General features: G+C 69.1%; 14 protein-coding genes. 11 read left to right on the top strand and 3 right to left on the bottom strand.

The annotated features are described in order from the left end of the window. Positions 1–214 precede the first annotated feature (214 nt). On the top strand, positions 215–544 hold the full coding sequence (locus tag ABFJ78_RS33620) for a PadR family transcriptional regulator (protein WP_436390911.1): 330 nt from the start codon (positions 215–217) through the stop codon (positions 542–544). Between the two features lie 517 nt (positions 545–1,061). Then, positions 1,062–1,316 carry a hypothetical protein gene (locus tag ABFJ78_RS33615; protein WP_436390909.1) on the top strand — a complete coding sequence of 85 codons (255 nt, stop codon included), beginning with the start codon at positions 1,062–1,064 and terminating at the stop codon, positions 1,314–1,316. A gap of 437 nt (positions 1,317–1,753) precedes the next feature. Here ABFJ78_RS33615 and ABFJ78_RS33610 read toward each other — a convergent pair whose 3' ends face one another. Both ABFJ78_RS33610 and ABFJ78_RS33605 read right to left on the bottom strand, forming a co-directional pair. Then, complete coding sequence (locus ABFJ78_RS33610) at positions 1,754–1,978, bottom strand: hypothetical protein (protein ID WP_436390907.1); 225 nt, start codon at positions 1,976–1,978, stop codon at positions 1,754–1,756. A 41-nt stretch (positions 1,979–2,019) separates the two neighbouring features. Next, complete coding sequence (locus tag ABFJ78_RS33605) at positions 2,020–2,817, bottom strand: IclR family transcriptional regulator (protein WP_436390905.1); 798 nt, start codon at positions 2,815–2,817, stop codon at positions 2,020–2,022. Positions 2,818–2,922: 105 nt separating this feature from the next. Between ABFJ78_RS33605 and ABFJ78_RS33600 the strand changes: the two genes are divergently transcribed. The 9 genes from ABFJ78_RS33600 (at position 2,923) to ABFJ78_RS33560 (ending at position 12,543) form a co-directional block, all read left to right on the top strand. Then, complete coding sequence (locus tag ABFJ78_RS33600; RefSeq protein WP_436390903.1) at positions 2,923–3,885, top strand: 5-dehydro-4-deoxyglucarate dehydratase; 963 nt, start codon at positions 2,923–2,925, stop codon at positions 3,883–3,885. A gap of 43 nt (positions 3,886–3,928) precedes the next feature. Next, positions 3,929–5,266: a gluconate:H+ symporter gene (locus ABFJ78_RS33595; protein WP_436390901.1), complete on the top strand. Its 1,338-nt coding sequence runs from the start codon at positions 3,929–3,931 to the stop codon at positions 5,264–5,266. A gap of 24 nt (positions 5,267–5,290) precedes the next feature. Beyond that, positions 5,291–6,625, top strand: coding sequence for an enolase C-terminal domain-like protein (locus ABFJ78_RS33590; RefSeq protein WP_436390899.1), 1,335 nt, complete (start codon positions 5,291–5,293; stop codon positions 6,623–6,625). 699 nt (positions 6,626–7,324) lie between these two features. Then, positions 7,325–8,323 (top strand): Gfo/Idh/MocA family protein, encoded by a 999-nt coding sequence (locus ABFJ78_RS33585; RefSeq protein ID WP_436390897.1) that lies wholly within the window; start codon positions 7,325–7,327, stop codon positions 8,321–8,323. After that, a complete protein-coding gene (locus tag ABFJ78_RS33580) occupies positions 8,301–9,296 on the top strand; it encodes a LacI family DNA-binding transcriptional regulator (RefSeq protein WP_436390895.1) in 996 nt (331 codons plus the stop codon). The genes ABFJ78_RS33585 and ABFJ78_RS33580 overlap by 23 nt, the downstream gene beginning before the upstream one ends. Continuing rightward, entirely contained in the window at positions 9,293–9,844 is a 552-nt protein-coding gene (locus tag ABFJ78_RS33575; RefSeq protein WP_436390893.1) for a VOC family protein, read from the top strand. Before ABFJ78_RS33580 ends, ABFJ78_RS33575 begins: the two co-directional genes overlap by 4 nt. Further along, on the top strand, positions 9,841–10,731 hold the full coding sequence (locus ABFJ78_RS33570; protein WP_436390891.1) for a sugar phosphate isomerase/epimerase family protein: 891 nt from the start codon (positions 9,841–9,843) through the stop codon (positions 10,729–10,731). Before ABFJ78_RS33575 ends, ABFJ78_RS33570 begins: the two co-directional genes overlap by 4 nt. Then, positions 10,728–11,717, top strand: a complete 990-nt coding sequence (locus tag ABFJ78_RS33565; protein ID WP_436390889.1) for a Gfo/Idh/MocA family protein — start codon at positions 10,728–10,730, stop codon at positions 11,715–11,717. The genes ABFJ78_RS33570 and ABFJ78_RS33565 overlap by 4 nt, the downstream gene beginning before the upstream one ends. Positions 11,718–11,730: 13 nt before the next feature. Beyond that, complete coding sequence (locus ABFJ78_RS33560) at positions 11,731–12,543, top strand: sugar phosphate isomerase/epimerase family protein (protein WP_436390888.1); 813 nt, start codon at positions 11,731–11,733, stop codon at positions 12,541–12,543. 77 nt (positions 12,544–12,620) lie between these two features. Here ABFJ78_RS33560 and ABFJ78_RS33555 read toward each other — a convergent pair whose 3' ends face one another. After that, positions 12,621–12,923, bottom strand: a complete 303-nt coding sequence (locus ABFJ78_RS33555; RefSeq protein ID WP_436391474.1) for a winged helix-turn-helix transcriptional regulator — start codon at positions 12,921–12,923, stop codon at positions 12,621–12,623. Positions 12,924–13,117 lie beyond the last annotated feature (194 nt).

Raw genomic sequence — 13,117 nt, 5'->3', positions numbered from 1 at the left:
CTGGCCTTGGCCTTGAGTGCCGGCCCCGCCAGCCGGAGGGCACCGTGCGGTGGCTCGAGGACCTGGAACCCCTGACCGGTGCGCGGACGAAGTTCGCGATTGTGCAGCTCGAGGCCGTTGGTCCCGGTACGCCCTCACCTCTAGGCGACTGAATTCGGCCGGGTTACCGGGTGGGGTATGAGGCGCAGTTTCGACACCTAGGTAGAGTTAGACCATGGGGCCACCGCGGATGACGTTGCCGACTCAACTCGTCCTCCACGTCCTCCTCGAGGATCCCGAGAGGGAGCTGTACGGGCTGGAGATCTGCGCGGCCGCGGAGCTGGCGAGCGGCACGATCCACCCCATCCTCGCCCGGCTGGAGAAGGTCGGCTGGGTGCTGAGCAGGTGGGAGCAGGTCGACCCCTCGAAAGAGGGGCGTCCCCGCCGCCGCTACTACCGGCTCGACCCGAACTCGGTCGGGATGGTCAAAGCCGCCTTGCAGCGTTCGAGTGCCAGCGCGCGTTCCTGGGGACGTCTCCGTCCGGGTGTCGGAGAGGTCTGCTGATGGCACCGTCCACGCCCGTGTCCGAAGAGCGGGAGCCCGAGGACTCCCGCGGGGACCTTTACGACAGCTACCACCACGGCCTCCCCGAAGCCAGGGGCCCCTGGGTGAGTGGGGCGAGGCCCTATGTGGCGGGGTTCGTCGATGAGCCCGGATCCTCGTCGGTTTCCCCGGCGCACGAGGGGGCGAGGATTCGGACTCCCGATCCTCTGCTGGGCGCTGCCAAGCCGGCCCGTGAAGCCAACCGGACGACAGGGGCTGCGGACGTCCTGGCCGTGCCGGAGAGCCGTGGTCCGGCTGTTTCGCAGGGCACCCGGTGGCTCACCCGGTCTTCGGCGGCGCTGCTGCCCGCCGGAGTGCGCGCAGAGTACGAGGAAATCTTCCTGGGCGAGCTGATGGAACTCGCGGAGACCGGAACATCGAAACGAGGTCAAGTGCTGCACACGCTGCGTGTGCTCCTCGGGATTCCGTGGCTGCGGGCTGCTCTCCGCCGGCCGCGCTCACGGCGCAGGGGGATGACGTGAACCACCGCCCGGACCCGGAGCGCGCCAACCCGCACGGCTGGCTCGGGTACGTGGTGTCCGACCGGCGGCGGACCGACAACGCCATCCGCCTGGGGCGGTCGGTTGCGCTGTGCGTGCTGGTGGTGATCATTTTCGCGGCGATCTCCCTGGCAATCGTGGCGACGGTGTCGCCCGTGGCCGCGTGCGGGATGGTCAGTCTGGCCACGGTGGGCGCCGGTGCGGTGGTCCGTCGCCGCGGCCGGCGACGGTGAACGGCGTCCGGAAGAGCAGCCGACACGGGTGCCGGGACGCCCGCCCGCTGCTTGTTCCGCCGGACGGCGTCTGGCTCAGTGACAATCGCGCGACCTCGTCGGCGCGATCGCGCAGGGCGCGCCGGGCACTGCCCCACCGGATCATGTGCTGCGCGCGGCCGGGAGCCATTGGACGTCGACGCCTCCGCCTACAGCGCTCCCGAGCCGCGCCGTGCCGCTATCAAGCCGGTCGTGGTCGAGGACGTCGTTCCGCCGGCTGGTGCCGTTGAGTCAGCTGGCCCGTTTATCGTGCTGAGAGCAACGCTCGGGCAGGAAGGATGAGACCGGTGTCCGGGCTTCCGAGCGTGTGGCGCGATCCCGGTCTGTGGATCACCGGGCGCTCGGGTCGGGCACGGAAGACTTGCACACCCCTTTGTAAGCCAACGATCGAACCGCTTTCAGCAGGCCGTGTCCGCTGTGGACGGCCAGACAATGTCTTCGGTTATCGCCAGGGCGGACACTTCGATCGCAGGAACGAACTCGCGGCAGTAGCCGTCTGCTGCCGCGAGGGCGATTTCGAACGGGGCGATGTCTTCGATCCCCGAAATTCCCAGGGGGTTCGAGGTTGTCAAGTCGATCAACTCGTCGTTGCCGAGCTGCAGAACGAGGTCCGTCTCGATCAACTGGGTCCGCAACGGTGGGGCGGGGGGCATGGGCTGGCCCGTCAGCGCCAGTCGGGAGCCCCTGGTGCCAGCAGCGTCTCGATCTTCAGCTGAACCTCGCGCATGACGGACACGATGCGGGATTCGTGGTCTGCTGTGAGCCTGGCCAGCGGGACCGAGCAGCTGATCGCGTCGATGGCGGGGGTGTCGTAGCGCAGGGCAAACCCGAAGCCCGCTATCCCCGGCACGGTTTCCTCGTGTTCGATCGAGTACCCGCGCTCGCGGACCTGCGCCAGGTCGGCCAGCAGTGACGCGCGGTCGGTGTGCGTGTTTTCGGTCAGCGCGGTGAGCGGCTCGGGGAGGTTTGCGAGTTCGGCGTCGGGACGTTCGGCGAGCAGTGCCTTGCCGAGCGCGCCGGCGTGAGCCGGGATCCGGCGGCCGACCCGGCTTATCGTGCGGACGTATTCGTGGGACTCGCGGGTGGCGAGGTAGACGACGTCCGGGCTGTCGAACCGGGCCAGGTGGATCGTCTCGCCGAGCGCGTCCGAGGCCTCGTCCAGGTAGGGGCGGATCACGCGCACGCGCCGGTCGGTGTCGAGGTAGCTCGTGCCCGTGAGCAGGGCGCGGATGCCGATCCCGTACAAGGAGCCGGTGACGTCCGTGCGCACCCAGCGACAGGCGACGAGGGTCTGCAGCAGCTGGTACATGCTGCTGCGCGGCACGCCCAGCTCCGCGGCGAGCTCGTCGAGGCGAGCAGGCCGATCGCCTCGCGCGGCCAGCAGCTCCAGCAGCGCGACGGTCCGAGCCGCCGACTTCACTCCGCGGACTCCCGTGGCCTGGCCTTCGTCACCCTCCGACATGCCTCCATCGTAAATCCGGCCCGGAGCGGCCATTGACCCTCGGCGTTCACCTGTCTACCCTCCATCTGCATACATAGACGCCATCTGCATACGAGGACGACGTTCATGGATATGATCAACGCGCGCACGCCCGAAGCCGTTGCCGAGCGGCTGCGCGACGGCATGGCGGGCGGCGTTCTTTCCTTCCCCCTCACCAGCTTCCGGGACAACGGGGACCTCGATCCGGATTCGTACCGGACGTACCTGGGCACGCAGGTCGCCGCGGGGCCGGGGGCGGTGTTCCCGGCGTGCGGGACAGGGGAGTTCGGCGCGCTGGACGAGGACGAGTACCGCTCGGTCGTCACGACCGCGGTCGAGGTGGCAGCCGGCCGGATGCCGGTGGTCGCGGGCATCGGCTACGGCTGGGCTCAGGCGCGGCGGTTCGCCCGGATCGCGGAGGACGCGGGGGCGGATGCCCTGCTGGTGCTGCCCCACTACCTGGTCACCGCCCCCGAGCACGGCCTGGTGGAGCAGCTGCGCCGGGTCGCCGACGGTACCCGGCTGCCGCTGATCGCCTACCAGCGCGACCAAGTTTCCTTCACCGCCGCCGGCCTGCGCCGGATCGCGGAGATCCCGGCTGTCATCGGCCTCAAGGACGGGCGCAGCGACCTCGACCGGCTCCAACGCCTCACCCTCGCCGCGCCGGAGGGCTTCCTCTTCTTCAACGGCGCGGCCACCGCCGAAATTCAGGCTCGCGCCTATGCCACGGTGGGCGTTCCGGCCTATTCCTCGGCTGTGCACGCTTTCGCGCCCGAGATCGCGCGCGCCTTCTTCACCGCCCTGACCGCAGCGGACGACGATGCCGTGGACCAGTTGCTGCGGGAGTTCTACGTGCCGCTGGTGGAACTGCGCGACCGCGTGCCGGGTTACGCCGTCTCGCTGGTCAAGGCAGCCGCCCGGCTGCGCGGGCTGCCGGTCGGCCCCGTCCGGGCACCCCTGACCGACCCCGGGTCGGACGACCTCGCCGACCTCGCGAAGGTCCTCGACGCCGGACTCGACCTCGTGGCAGCCGCACGCCGGCTCGCCTGACGAACCCACCGCTTCTCGACCCACAGTTCAAAGGGGAACTGACATGCCACTCGTCGTGGTCGGTATCAGCGTTCTGATCCTGCTCCTCCTGATGACGAAGCTGAAGCTGAACGGCTTCGCCGCGCTGCTGCTCGTCGCCGTAGGCGTCGCCATCGTCCGCGGGATTCCGCTGGTCAAGATCCCCGACGTCCTCTCCGAAGGCATCGGGGACCAGATCGGCGACACGATGCTGACCATCGGCCTCGGCGCGATGGTCGGCCGGGTGATGGGCGATTCCGGCGCCGCACAGCGGATCGCCGGAAAACTCCTCGACGCCTTCGGCCCGCGGTGGGTCCAGGTGGCCATGGTCGTCACGTCCATGCTCATCGGCGTGACCATGTTCTACGAGGTCGCCTTCGTCATCATCGTGCCCATCGCGTTCACCCTGGTCCGGGTCACCGGAGCGAAACTGCTGTGGGTGGGGCTGCCGATGTCGATCGCTCTGTCCACGATGCACAGCTTCCTGCCGCCCCACCCCGGCCCGACCGCCGTCGCCGCGACGTTCCACGCCTCGGTCGGACTGACCTTGTTCTACGGACTGTTCATCGCCATCCCGGCCGGAGCGCTCATCGCGCTGGTGTGGCCGCGGCTGCCGTTCGTCAAGCAGATGGACCCCGCCGTCCCCACCGGACTGGTCGGCGAGCGCGAGTTCACCGACGAGGAAATGCCCGGCCTCGGCTGGTCCCTGGGCGTCGCGCTGTTCCCCGTGGTGCTGATCGCCGGCGCCGCGGTGGCCGAACTGGCCGTCTCCAGCGACAGCCACTTCATGCACCTGATCACCTTCATCGGCTCGGCTCCGATCGCGCTGCTGCTCACCCTCCTGCTGGCGATCTGGGTGTTCGGCCCGCGCATCGGCCGGAGCTTGGAAGAGGTCGGCGGCTCCTGCGCCTCGGCGGCCAAGGCGATGGCGATGATCCTGCTGGTCATCGGAGCCGGCGGCGCGTTCAAGAACGTTCTCGTCGAAGGCGGGATCTCCGACTACATCAAGGACCTCACCCACAGCTGGCCCATCTCGCCGCTCATCCTCGCCTGGCTCATCGCGGTCATCCTGCGCGTGGCGCTCGGCTCGGCCACGGTCGCCGTCGTCACCGCCTCCGGCGTCGTGCTGCCGCTGGTGGCGGGCAGCGGGATCCACCCCGAGATGATGGTGCTGGCCGTCTCCTGCGGCTCGATCGCCTTCTCCCACGTCAACGACCCGGGATTCTGGCTGTTCAAGGAATACTTCAACCTCTCGGTCGTCGAAGCGATCAAGGTCCGGACCAGCTACACCACGGTTCTCGCCATCCTCGGCCTCGGCGGCGTCCTCGCCGTCGAAGGCATCCTGGGCGCCCTCAACATCTGATCACCTCGTCACAGAAAGACATCCATGAGCGTCAAGCAGCCGATCATCACCGCGTTCTCCGTCTACCCGGTCGCCGGCCTGGACTGCATGGAGCTGAACCTCTCCGGCGCCCACGGCCCCTACTTCACCCGCAACATCGTCGTCCTCGAAGACTCCGAGGGACGCACGGGCCTGGGCGAGGTTCCGGGCGGGGAGAAGATCACCCGGACGCTGCGTGACGCCGAATCGCTCGTCCTCGGCGCGAAAGTGGGTGACTACAAGCGCGTCCTCCGCGAGATCGGTGACCGGTTCGGCGACCGCGACACCGCCGGCCGCGGCGCCCAGACCTTCGACCTGCGCACCACCGTCCACGCGGTGACCGCGGTCGAGGCAGCGATGCTCGACCTGCTGGGGCAGCACCTCGAGGTGCCGGTCGCGGCGTTGCTCGGCGACGGGCAGCAGCGCGACTCCGTCCGGGTCCTCGGTTACCTGTTCTACGTCGGCGACCCCGACCGCACCGACCTCGACTACGCCCGCGAACCCGGCTCGGCCACCGACTGGTACCGGATCCGGCACGAAGAAGCCCTGACGCCGGAGGCGATCGTCCGCCAGGCCGAGGCCACCTACGACCTGTACGGCTTCCGCGACTTCAAGCTCAAAGGCGGCGTCCTGGCCGGCGCAGAAGAGGTCAACGCGATCCTCGCCCTCAAAGAACGCTTCCCCGAGGCCCGGATCACGCTCGATCCGAACGGTGCCTGGTCCTTGCGCGAAGCGATCCAGCTTTGCCGGCCCCTGCTCGGTACCCTCGCCTACGCCGAAGACCCGTGCGGCGCCGAGGACGGCTACTCCGGACGCGAAGTCCTCGCCGAATTCCGCCGCGCGACCGGTCTTCCCACCGCGACCAACATGATCGCCACCGACTGGCGGCAGCTGACCCACGCCCTGGCCCTGAACTCGATCTCCATTCCTCTGGCCGATCCGCATTTCTGGACCATGCAAGGGTCGGTCCGCGTGGCTCAGCTGTGCCACGCGATGGGCCTGACCTGGGGGTGTCACTCCAACAACCACTTCGACATCTCCCTGGCCATGGTCACCCACTGCGGCGCCGCCGCGCCGGGTGAGTACAACGCCCTGGACACGCACTGGATCTGGCAGGAAGGCCTGGAACGGCTCACCGTGGCCCCACCCCGCATCGTCGACGGTGAAATCGCGGTTCCCGCCGTGCCGGGTCTCGGCGTCCAGCTCGACCGGGACCGGCTCCTCGCCGCCCACGAGCTGTACCGGGAGAAGGCACTGGGAGCCCGCGACGACGCGATCGCGATGCGCTACCTGGTTCCCGGCTGGGAGTTCGACAGCAAACGTCCCTGCCTCCTGGGGTAATCGCATTGCCGACGACCGCGCCCGGGTCGAGGGGATGCACGCCGGGGGAGGCCGCGAGGGTGCTGTCCGAGCCGGGCCGCTCAAGCTACGTGTGAACGCGATCCACGTCCAACTCCATGCGGAGCAAGGCGCGGGCGGGGAAGGACGTGGCGTCAGCTGAGCGGGTGGTGGATGGTCTCCACGCCGCCGGTGGCGCAGTTCGGCACATCCGCCGTGACCGCCTCCGAGCTGCGCGCGGCGGCCATCGCCTCGGCGGACTACTGCGAGGGTGACCGGACCACAGGGGAACGCTCCGGCCCTTCCGTCCCTTGGCGAGCTGATCGGGAGGACCGGCTGGCAGCAGAGGTGCCGCTCCTCGGAACGGTGCCGCTGTTCCAGCGCCTCCGGCGTTCTCCGGTGGGTTTGCGGCCCGCGTGGGATCGATCCGTGGTTGACACGTAGGTGGTCCTCCGTTAACTTTTTTCTGCAACCGATCTCAGCAACCGATCTCACTGGGGGGCACGTGACCACTGGCCCTGGCGATCTGCATGGCCGCTGCGTAAGTCGCGACGCGCTGCCCGAGCCGTCGCACGCAGACGCAGATGACCGGGCTCTTGGTGTCGTCGATGGCCCCGGTGATCGTGCGTTGGCCGGGCGCCGCCGGGCCCCGCGGGCCGGCCGGCTCGCCGATGGGATATTCAGCCGCAGTGGTGCGCAGACATGAAGAAGGCCAAGACGATCGTCCTCGGCGCGTCGCACTGGCATGTGCCCCTGTGCGCGGACCGGATCGCCGAGCAGCACGACGTCGTAGGGGTCAGCGACCCGGACCCGTCGCGCACGGAGCACCTCGCGCGGCTCTGGAACGCGCCTCTCTACCCGTCCTGGGAGGAAGCGCTTGCGGCCCACGGGGACGCCGAACTGGCGTACGTCTTCGTCCCGCACGACGTGATGCGCGAGGTCTGCCTCGCTCTGGTCGCCCGGCGCATCCCGCTCGTCGTGGAGAAGCCGGCCGGGGTGTCGTTGCAGGAGCTGGTCGACGTCCGCGCGGCCGCGGGCGCCGCCGGGGTACCGATCGCCGTGACTCTCGTGCAGCGGGGAGGCCCGACCGACCGCTGGCTGGCGAGAGCCGGCCGCTCGGTGTACGAGAGCGTCCAGTTCATCGCGGGCCCGCCCGACCGCTACCTCGTCAACGGCAGTCCGTGGATGCTCGACGCCGAGCGCGCCGGCGGCGGCTGCATGGTCAACCTCGCTCCGCACTTCGTGGACCTCTTCCTCCACTCGGCCGGTACGGCGGAAGTCGCGGTGACGGCGGCCTTGTCGTCGACGCTGCACCGCCGCGGCGTCGAGGACTACGCCTCGATGACGCTGACCACGGCCGACGGACGGATCGCCACCATCGAGGTGGGCTACGCGTTCCCCGGGTCGCCGCTGAAGCGCCACTGCTCCTTCATGCGGATCGGCGCCGCGGGGACCGCGACCATCGGGTCCGACGGAAACGCGTCGTTCACCTCCGTCGACGGCGTCACGGAGACCGCAGTCATCGACGTGGACAGCGATCCGTTGTACGGATTGTTCGTCGACCAGGTGGCCGAGCAGCTGAGACGTGATTTCGTGGAACTCCCGCGGATCGGCGATCTCGAGGCCACGATGGCCGTCATCTGGGACGCGTACGCGCACGGCCGACAGGAGAGAACCGGTGTCCACACCCAGCATCGATGAGGTAGCGGCGGCAGCCGGGGTCCACCGGTCGACGGTCTCGCGGGCGTTCTCCCGCCCCGAGGCCGTCAAGCGGGAGACCCTGGACCACGTACGCAAAGTGGCGGCCTCCATGGGTTACAAGATGAGCCCGCTCGCGCAGGCGCTCCGGACCAAGGTCAGCACCCTCGTGCCGCTGGTCGTCCCCGACATCACCAACCCGTACTTCGCCGAGCTCGCGAAGGCCATGACGGCCGCCGCGGGGGAGCGTGGCTACCAGTTGGTGCTGTGCGTGACGGAAAACGAGGCGGATGCCACGGCCCGGTACCTCGAGGCCATGCAAGCGATGTACGCGCCGTTCGCGGTGATCGCGCCCTACACCCGCGTCTCGTCCGCCGAGTTCGAGTCCTCGGGCTTCGGGAAGCGGCTGGTCGTCATCGACCGGGTCGAGTCCGGCGATCAGACGTCCACGGTGACCGTCGACAGCGCGACCGGGATCGCGCTCGCGTTGGACCACTTGTTCGAGCTCGGGCACACCTCCATCGCCTACGTCTCGGGGATCGCGGGGACGCACACCGCCGCCGACCGACGCCAGGCCTACCGGACGCTGGCGGAGAAGCACGGGATGACGCCGATCGAGCTCGACGGCAACGGGATCGGCGTCGGCGCCGGCGAACGTGCCGCAGAAGAACTCGTAAGCCTGCGTGAGCGGCCGACCGCCGTCATCGCGGGCAACGACCTGGTCGCTTTCGGACTCATCAGCGCGCTCGGCTCGCGGGGGATGTCGGTCCCCGGCGACGTCTCGGTGGTGGGCTTCGACGGCCTGGCGTTCGGCGCCCGCAGCAACCCGCCGCTGACCTCGGTGCAGCAACCCATCGCCGAGATGGGCCGCATCGCCATCCGGCTCGCCGAGCAGGTGGCGAACGGCGGCTCGGTCGAGCACGTGGTGCTCCAGCCGCAGCTCCTCGTCCGCTCCTCGACCAGGCCGGTCCGGTGACCGGCCGGCTGCTGCCCGGGCTCCGGCACGTGGACCATGCCGCGTACACGGTCCCCGACCTGGACGAGGCGGTGCGCTTCTTCGTCGAGGTCCTCGGGGCGGAGGAACTCTACCGCTCCCGGCGCGGACCCGACCCGTCGTTCATGCCGGCGAACTTCGACGTCCCGCCGGACGCTGCCCTCGAACTCGCCATGCTGCGGCTCCCGCCGAACCTGAACGTCGAGCTGTTCGAGTGGCGGTCCGCGGACCAGCGGACCCAGCACCCTCGGCACAGCGACCGGGGCGGTCATCACCTGTGCTTCGTGGTCGACGACGTCGACGCGGCGATCGCCCACCTCGGCACGATCCCGGACGTCCGGGTCCTCGGCGGCCGCAAGGAAGTCGGTCCCGACAGCCCCCTCGTGGCCGGCAACCGGTGGACGTACTTCGTCACCCCCTGGGGCCTGCTGATGGAGCTCGTGGACCGGTCCCGGGTGCAGCACCCCCCGAACCTCGTCGGCCCGGCGGACTGGAACCGCCCGCCACAAAGGAGCAGCCCTCTCTCATGATCATCGCCGGACACACGCTGGGCACCCCGGGCCGTGACCTCGCCGAAGCGCTACGCCTCTTCGGCGCGGCGGGTCTCGACGCCGCCGAGGTCATCTACCAGGACGACTACCCGGCGGCCATCAGCCCGTCGGACCCGCGGTCCGCGCGGCGGGCCGCCGCGATCGCCGACGCCGAAGGTGTCCCGATCGTCGCGCTCACCCCGTACACGACCTCGATCAACAGCGTCGACGCGGCGAGCCGGCAGCAGGGGATTGACGAGTTCCGCGCGTGCATCGAGGCCGCGCACACCGTCGGTGCGACCCGCGTCCGGGTGTACGCCGGCGCCTGGCACCCGGGGGACACCGAGCACGCCCGGCACTGGGAGCAGCTGCGGAGCGCGCTGACCGTCCTCGCGCCCGAGGCCGCGGACGCGGGCGTCGTGCTCTGCGTCGAGAACCACTTCGGCACCATGACGCAGACCGCGGCCGACACCGCCCGTCTCGTCGGCGAGGTCGGCTTCCCCTCCGTCCGCGTCCTGTACGACCAGGCCAACCTGACCTTCACCCATGACGAGACCTGGCAGGAGGCCTTTGCCGTCCAGGGCGAGCTCGTCGGCCACGTGCACGTGAAGGACCTGGTCTTCAAGGACCCGGAGGCGCCCTTCCGGGCCTCGGACACCGCCCGGGTCAAGGCCGAGGAACGCGCCGTCCGGTCCCGGGTCGTCGGTGCGGGCGTCGTGCCGTGGCCCGACATCCTCGAGGAACTCGTGCGCCGCGGCTACGACGACGTGCTCTCCCTCGAGTACGAGTACCGGTGGCATCCGCAGGACCTGCCCGACCCCGCGATCGGCTTCAAGGACTCCGCGCTCGCGCTCCGCAAGATGCTCGCCGCGGTGGTGCCCGCGTGACGAATGGAGACGTGCTGCGCATCGGGGTGGCGGGCGCCGGAAACATCGCGAGCATCGCCCAGCTCCCGACCCTCGTCGCGCGCGACGACGTGGAGCTGCGGGGCCTGGTCACCCGCAAGGACGACCCGGAGCCCCTGATGCGGCGCTGGGGCTTCCGCCGTGCCTATCCGACGGTCGAGGCGGTGCTCGAGGCGGAGGAACTGGACGCGTTGTTCGTCCTCACGCCCCGGTCGGAGCACGTCCGCGCGACGCGACTCGCGCTGGAGGCCGGCGTCGACGTCTTCTGCGAGAAGCCGCTGGCGACGAGCGCGTCCGACGCGCAGTCCCTCGCCGAGCTGGCCGCCGCACGGGAACGGGTGCTCATGGTCGGGTTCAACCGCCGCTTCGCACCGGTGTACGAGGCCGGCCGCGCGGCGTTCGGGGAGGGCGGCGCGAGCTTCTGCGTCGCCCAGAAGAACCGGGCGGGCTCCGAGTACCGCGCCACCTTCGAGAACGCGATCCACATGGTCGACCTGCTGCGCTGGTACTGCGGGGGAGAGCCCGTCGACGTGAGCGCGCACGCGGCCGGTGAGGACCGCTGGCAGGAGGACGGCGTGGCCGCGCTCGTCCGGTTCGACAACGGTCACACCGGCGTGCTCGTGGGGGCCCGCGACGCGGGCGGCTGGAGCGAGAAACTCGACGCCCACGGAGGCGGGGCGAGCGCGAACGTCACCGCGCCCGACCGGATCTCGATCAGCCGGCCCGACGGGACGACCGTGCGCGAGATGTCGCCCGAGGCCTTCGGCTGGGCGACGGCGACGCAGACGTTCGGCTTCGCCGGAGCGGTTCACCACTTCCTCGACCGGGTCCGGGACCGCGGGGAGCCCTTGACGTCCGGGGCGGACGCGGTGAAGACCCAGCTCCTGCTCGATCGCATCCTCGCCGCCGCCGGGCTTCCCACCGAAGAGCAACCCGGCCGGGCCTGGACCAGCCACGCCAAGAAGTGAGGGATGTTCCGGCGTGATCATCAACACCTTTTCGTATCTGTGGTCGGCCACGGCAATCGATGCCATCGCGGAACTGGTCGAGAACGGATACTCGACGTTCGAAGTCCCGATCAGCTCTCCGCACTGCTGGCCGGACGAAATTTCCGGCACGGAGCGCTCGGCCATAAAAGCAAGGCTCGGTGAGTACGGCGCGAGTATCCGATCGCTCAACGCCGGTGGGTACGACATCAATCTGGCGAGCCCCGGCGCGAACATGCGCCGCAAGAGTATCGAGCACATCAAGTCGGTGATCGACCTGGCTGTCGCTTGGGATGTCGCCGACGTCGTGATATCCCCCGGTACGCGACGCCCCATGATTTCACCTTCGCTCGAAAAAGCTTACGGATGGATGTACGAGAGCCTGGGCGATCTGGTTCCACTGGCCAAGCAGGCCGGTACGCGGCTACTTCTGGAAAATACTCCGTATTGCTTCACTCCGACCGTCCGGGAGCTGGCGGGTATCGTCAGTGCGGTCGACGATGACGCGCTCAAGATCGTGTACGACGTCGCCAATGCCGCTTATGTAGAGGAGGATCCCGTAGCGGGTTTGCGCTCGCATCAGGAGTCTATTGCACTTGTGCATATTTCTGATACGGGGTTGGAGACGTGGGGTCATGATCCGATTGGCACCGGGGTGGTGGATTTCGAAGGGTTGGGCGACGCTGTCGAAGCAACGTGCGGAGTAAGCAATGTTGTTCTTGAGGTGATTCGCGAAGAAAACACTCTGTTCGAGTTCGGTCAAGCAATGCGCGACCTTGCCGATAAAGGCTGGAAATTGGGAAACTGACTCGACCACGAGAGGTATCGGTTTCGCAGTGTTCTGACTTGAGGCATGCTGCTGGCACAGTCCTGCTGCCGGCTGGTTCAGCGTGCGGTGTTCTCGTGGGCTCCGCGGGGAGCGAGCAGTTCGGGCAGGTGTTCGCGGGTCCAGGCGCATTGGGCGGCCATCGGCTCGAAGAGGGTGTGGCCCAGCGGGGTCAGTTCGTACTCGACCCGGGGCGGGATCTCGGGGGGCGAACAGATCGACCGGACTCTCACCTTCCTCGCCCACCTCAACCGTGAGGCGCCGGTCTGGTACCGCAATGGCAAGTCAGATGAGTGGGTAGCCGTGGCGATTGTAGTGGCTGAGCCGGCTTGGTGTTGTCGCCGCCGACGCCGGCGGACCATGCCAGACATGGTCGAAAGCGTTGGTGACACGCAAGACGATGTCGGTCGGGGTCGGTGAGCGGCGGGCGAGCCAGTGCCCGGGCTGCCGGCCGATCCGGATCGGCACCCGCGCCCGGTCGTATTCGCTCGGTCCCCAGGCTCCGGCCGCGACCGACAACTGCGATCCACCACAACGCCACTGACTGTCGTTGCGG

This window comes from Amycolatopsis sp. MEPSY49, assembly GCF_051337345.1.
In the GTDB taxonomy this organism is placed as follows: domain Bacteria; phylum Actinomycetota; class Actinomycetes; order Mycobacteriales; family Pseudonocardiaceae; genus Amycolatopsis.
This window is presented reverse-complemented; position numbering and strand designations above follow the sequence as displayed.

What these genes read in the sequence shown, in the direction of transcription:
- ABFJ78_RS33620 (WP_436390911.1), top strand. Translation starts at nt 215, where the DNA reads ATGGGGCCACCGCGGATGACGTTGCCGACTCAACTCGTCCTCCACGTC.
- ABFJ78_RS33605 (WP_436390905.1), bottom strand. Translation starts at nt 2,817, where the DNA reads ATGTCGGAGGGTGACGAAGGCCAGGCCACGGGAGTCCGCGGAGTGAAG.
- ABFJ78_RS33600 (WP_436390903.1), top strand. Translation starts at nt 2,923, where the DNA reads ATGGATATGATCAACGCGCGCACGCCCGAAGCCGTTGCCGAGCGGCTG.
- ABFJ78_RS33595 (WP_436390901.1), top strand. Translation starts at nt 3,929, where the DNA reads ATGCCACTCGTCGTGGTCGGTATCAGCGTTCTGATCCTGCTCCTCCTG.
- ABFJ78_RS33590 (WP_436390899.1), top strand. Translation starts at nt 5,291, where the DNA reads ATGAGCGTCAAGCAGCCGATCATCACCGCGTTCTCCGTCTACCCGGTC.
- ABFJ78_RS33585 (WP_436390897.1), top strand. Translation starts at nt 7,325, where the DNA reads ATGAAGAAGGCCAAGACGATCGTCCTCGGCGCGTCGCACTGGCATGTG.
- ABFJ78_RS33570 (WP_436390891.1), top strand. Translation starts at nt 9,841, where the DNA reads ATGATCATCGCCGGACACACGCTGGGCACCCCGGGCCGTGACCTCGCC.
- ABFJ78_RS33555 (WP_436391474.1), bottom strand. Translation starts at nt 12,923, where the DNA reads ATGGTCCGCCGGCGTCGGCGGCGACAACACCAAGCCGGCTCAGCCACT.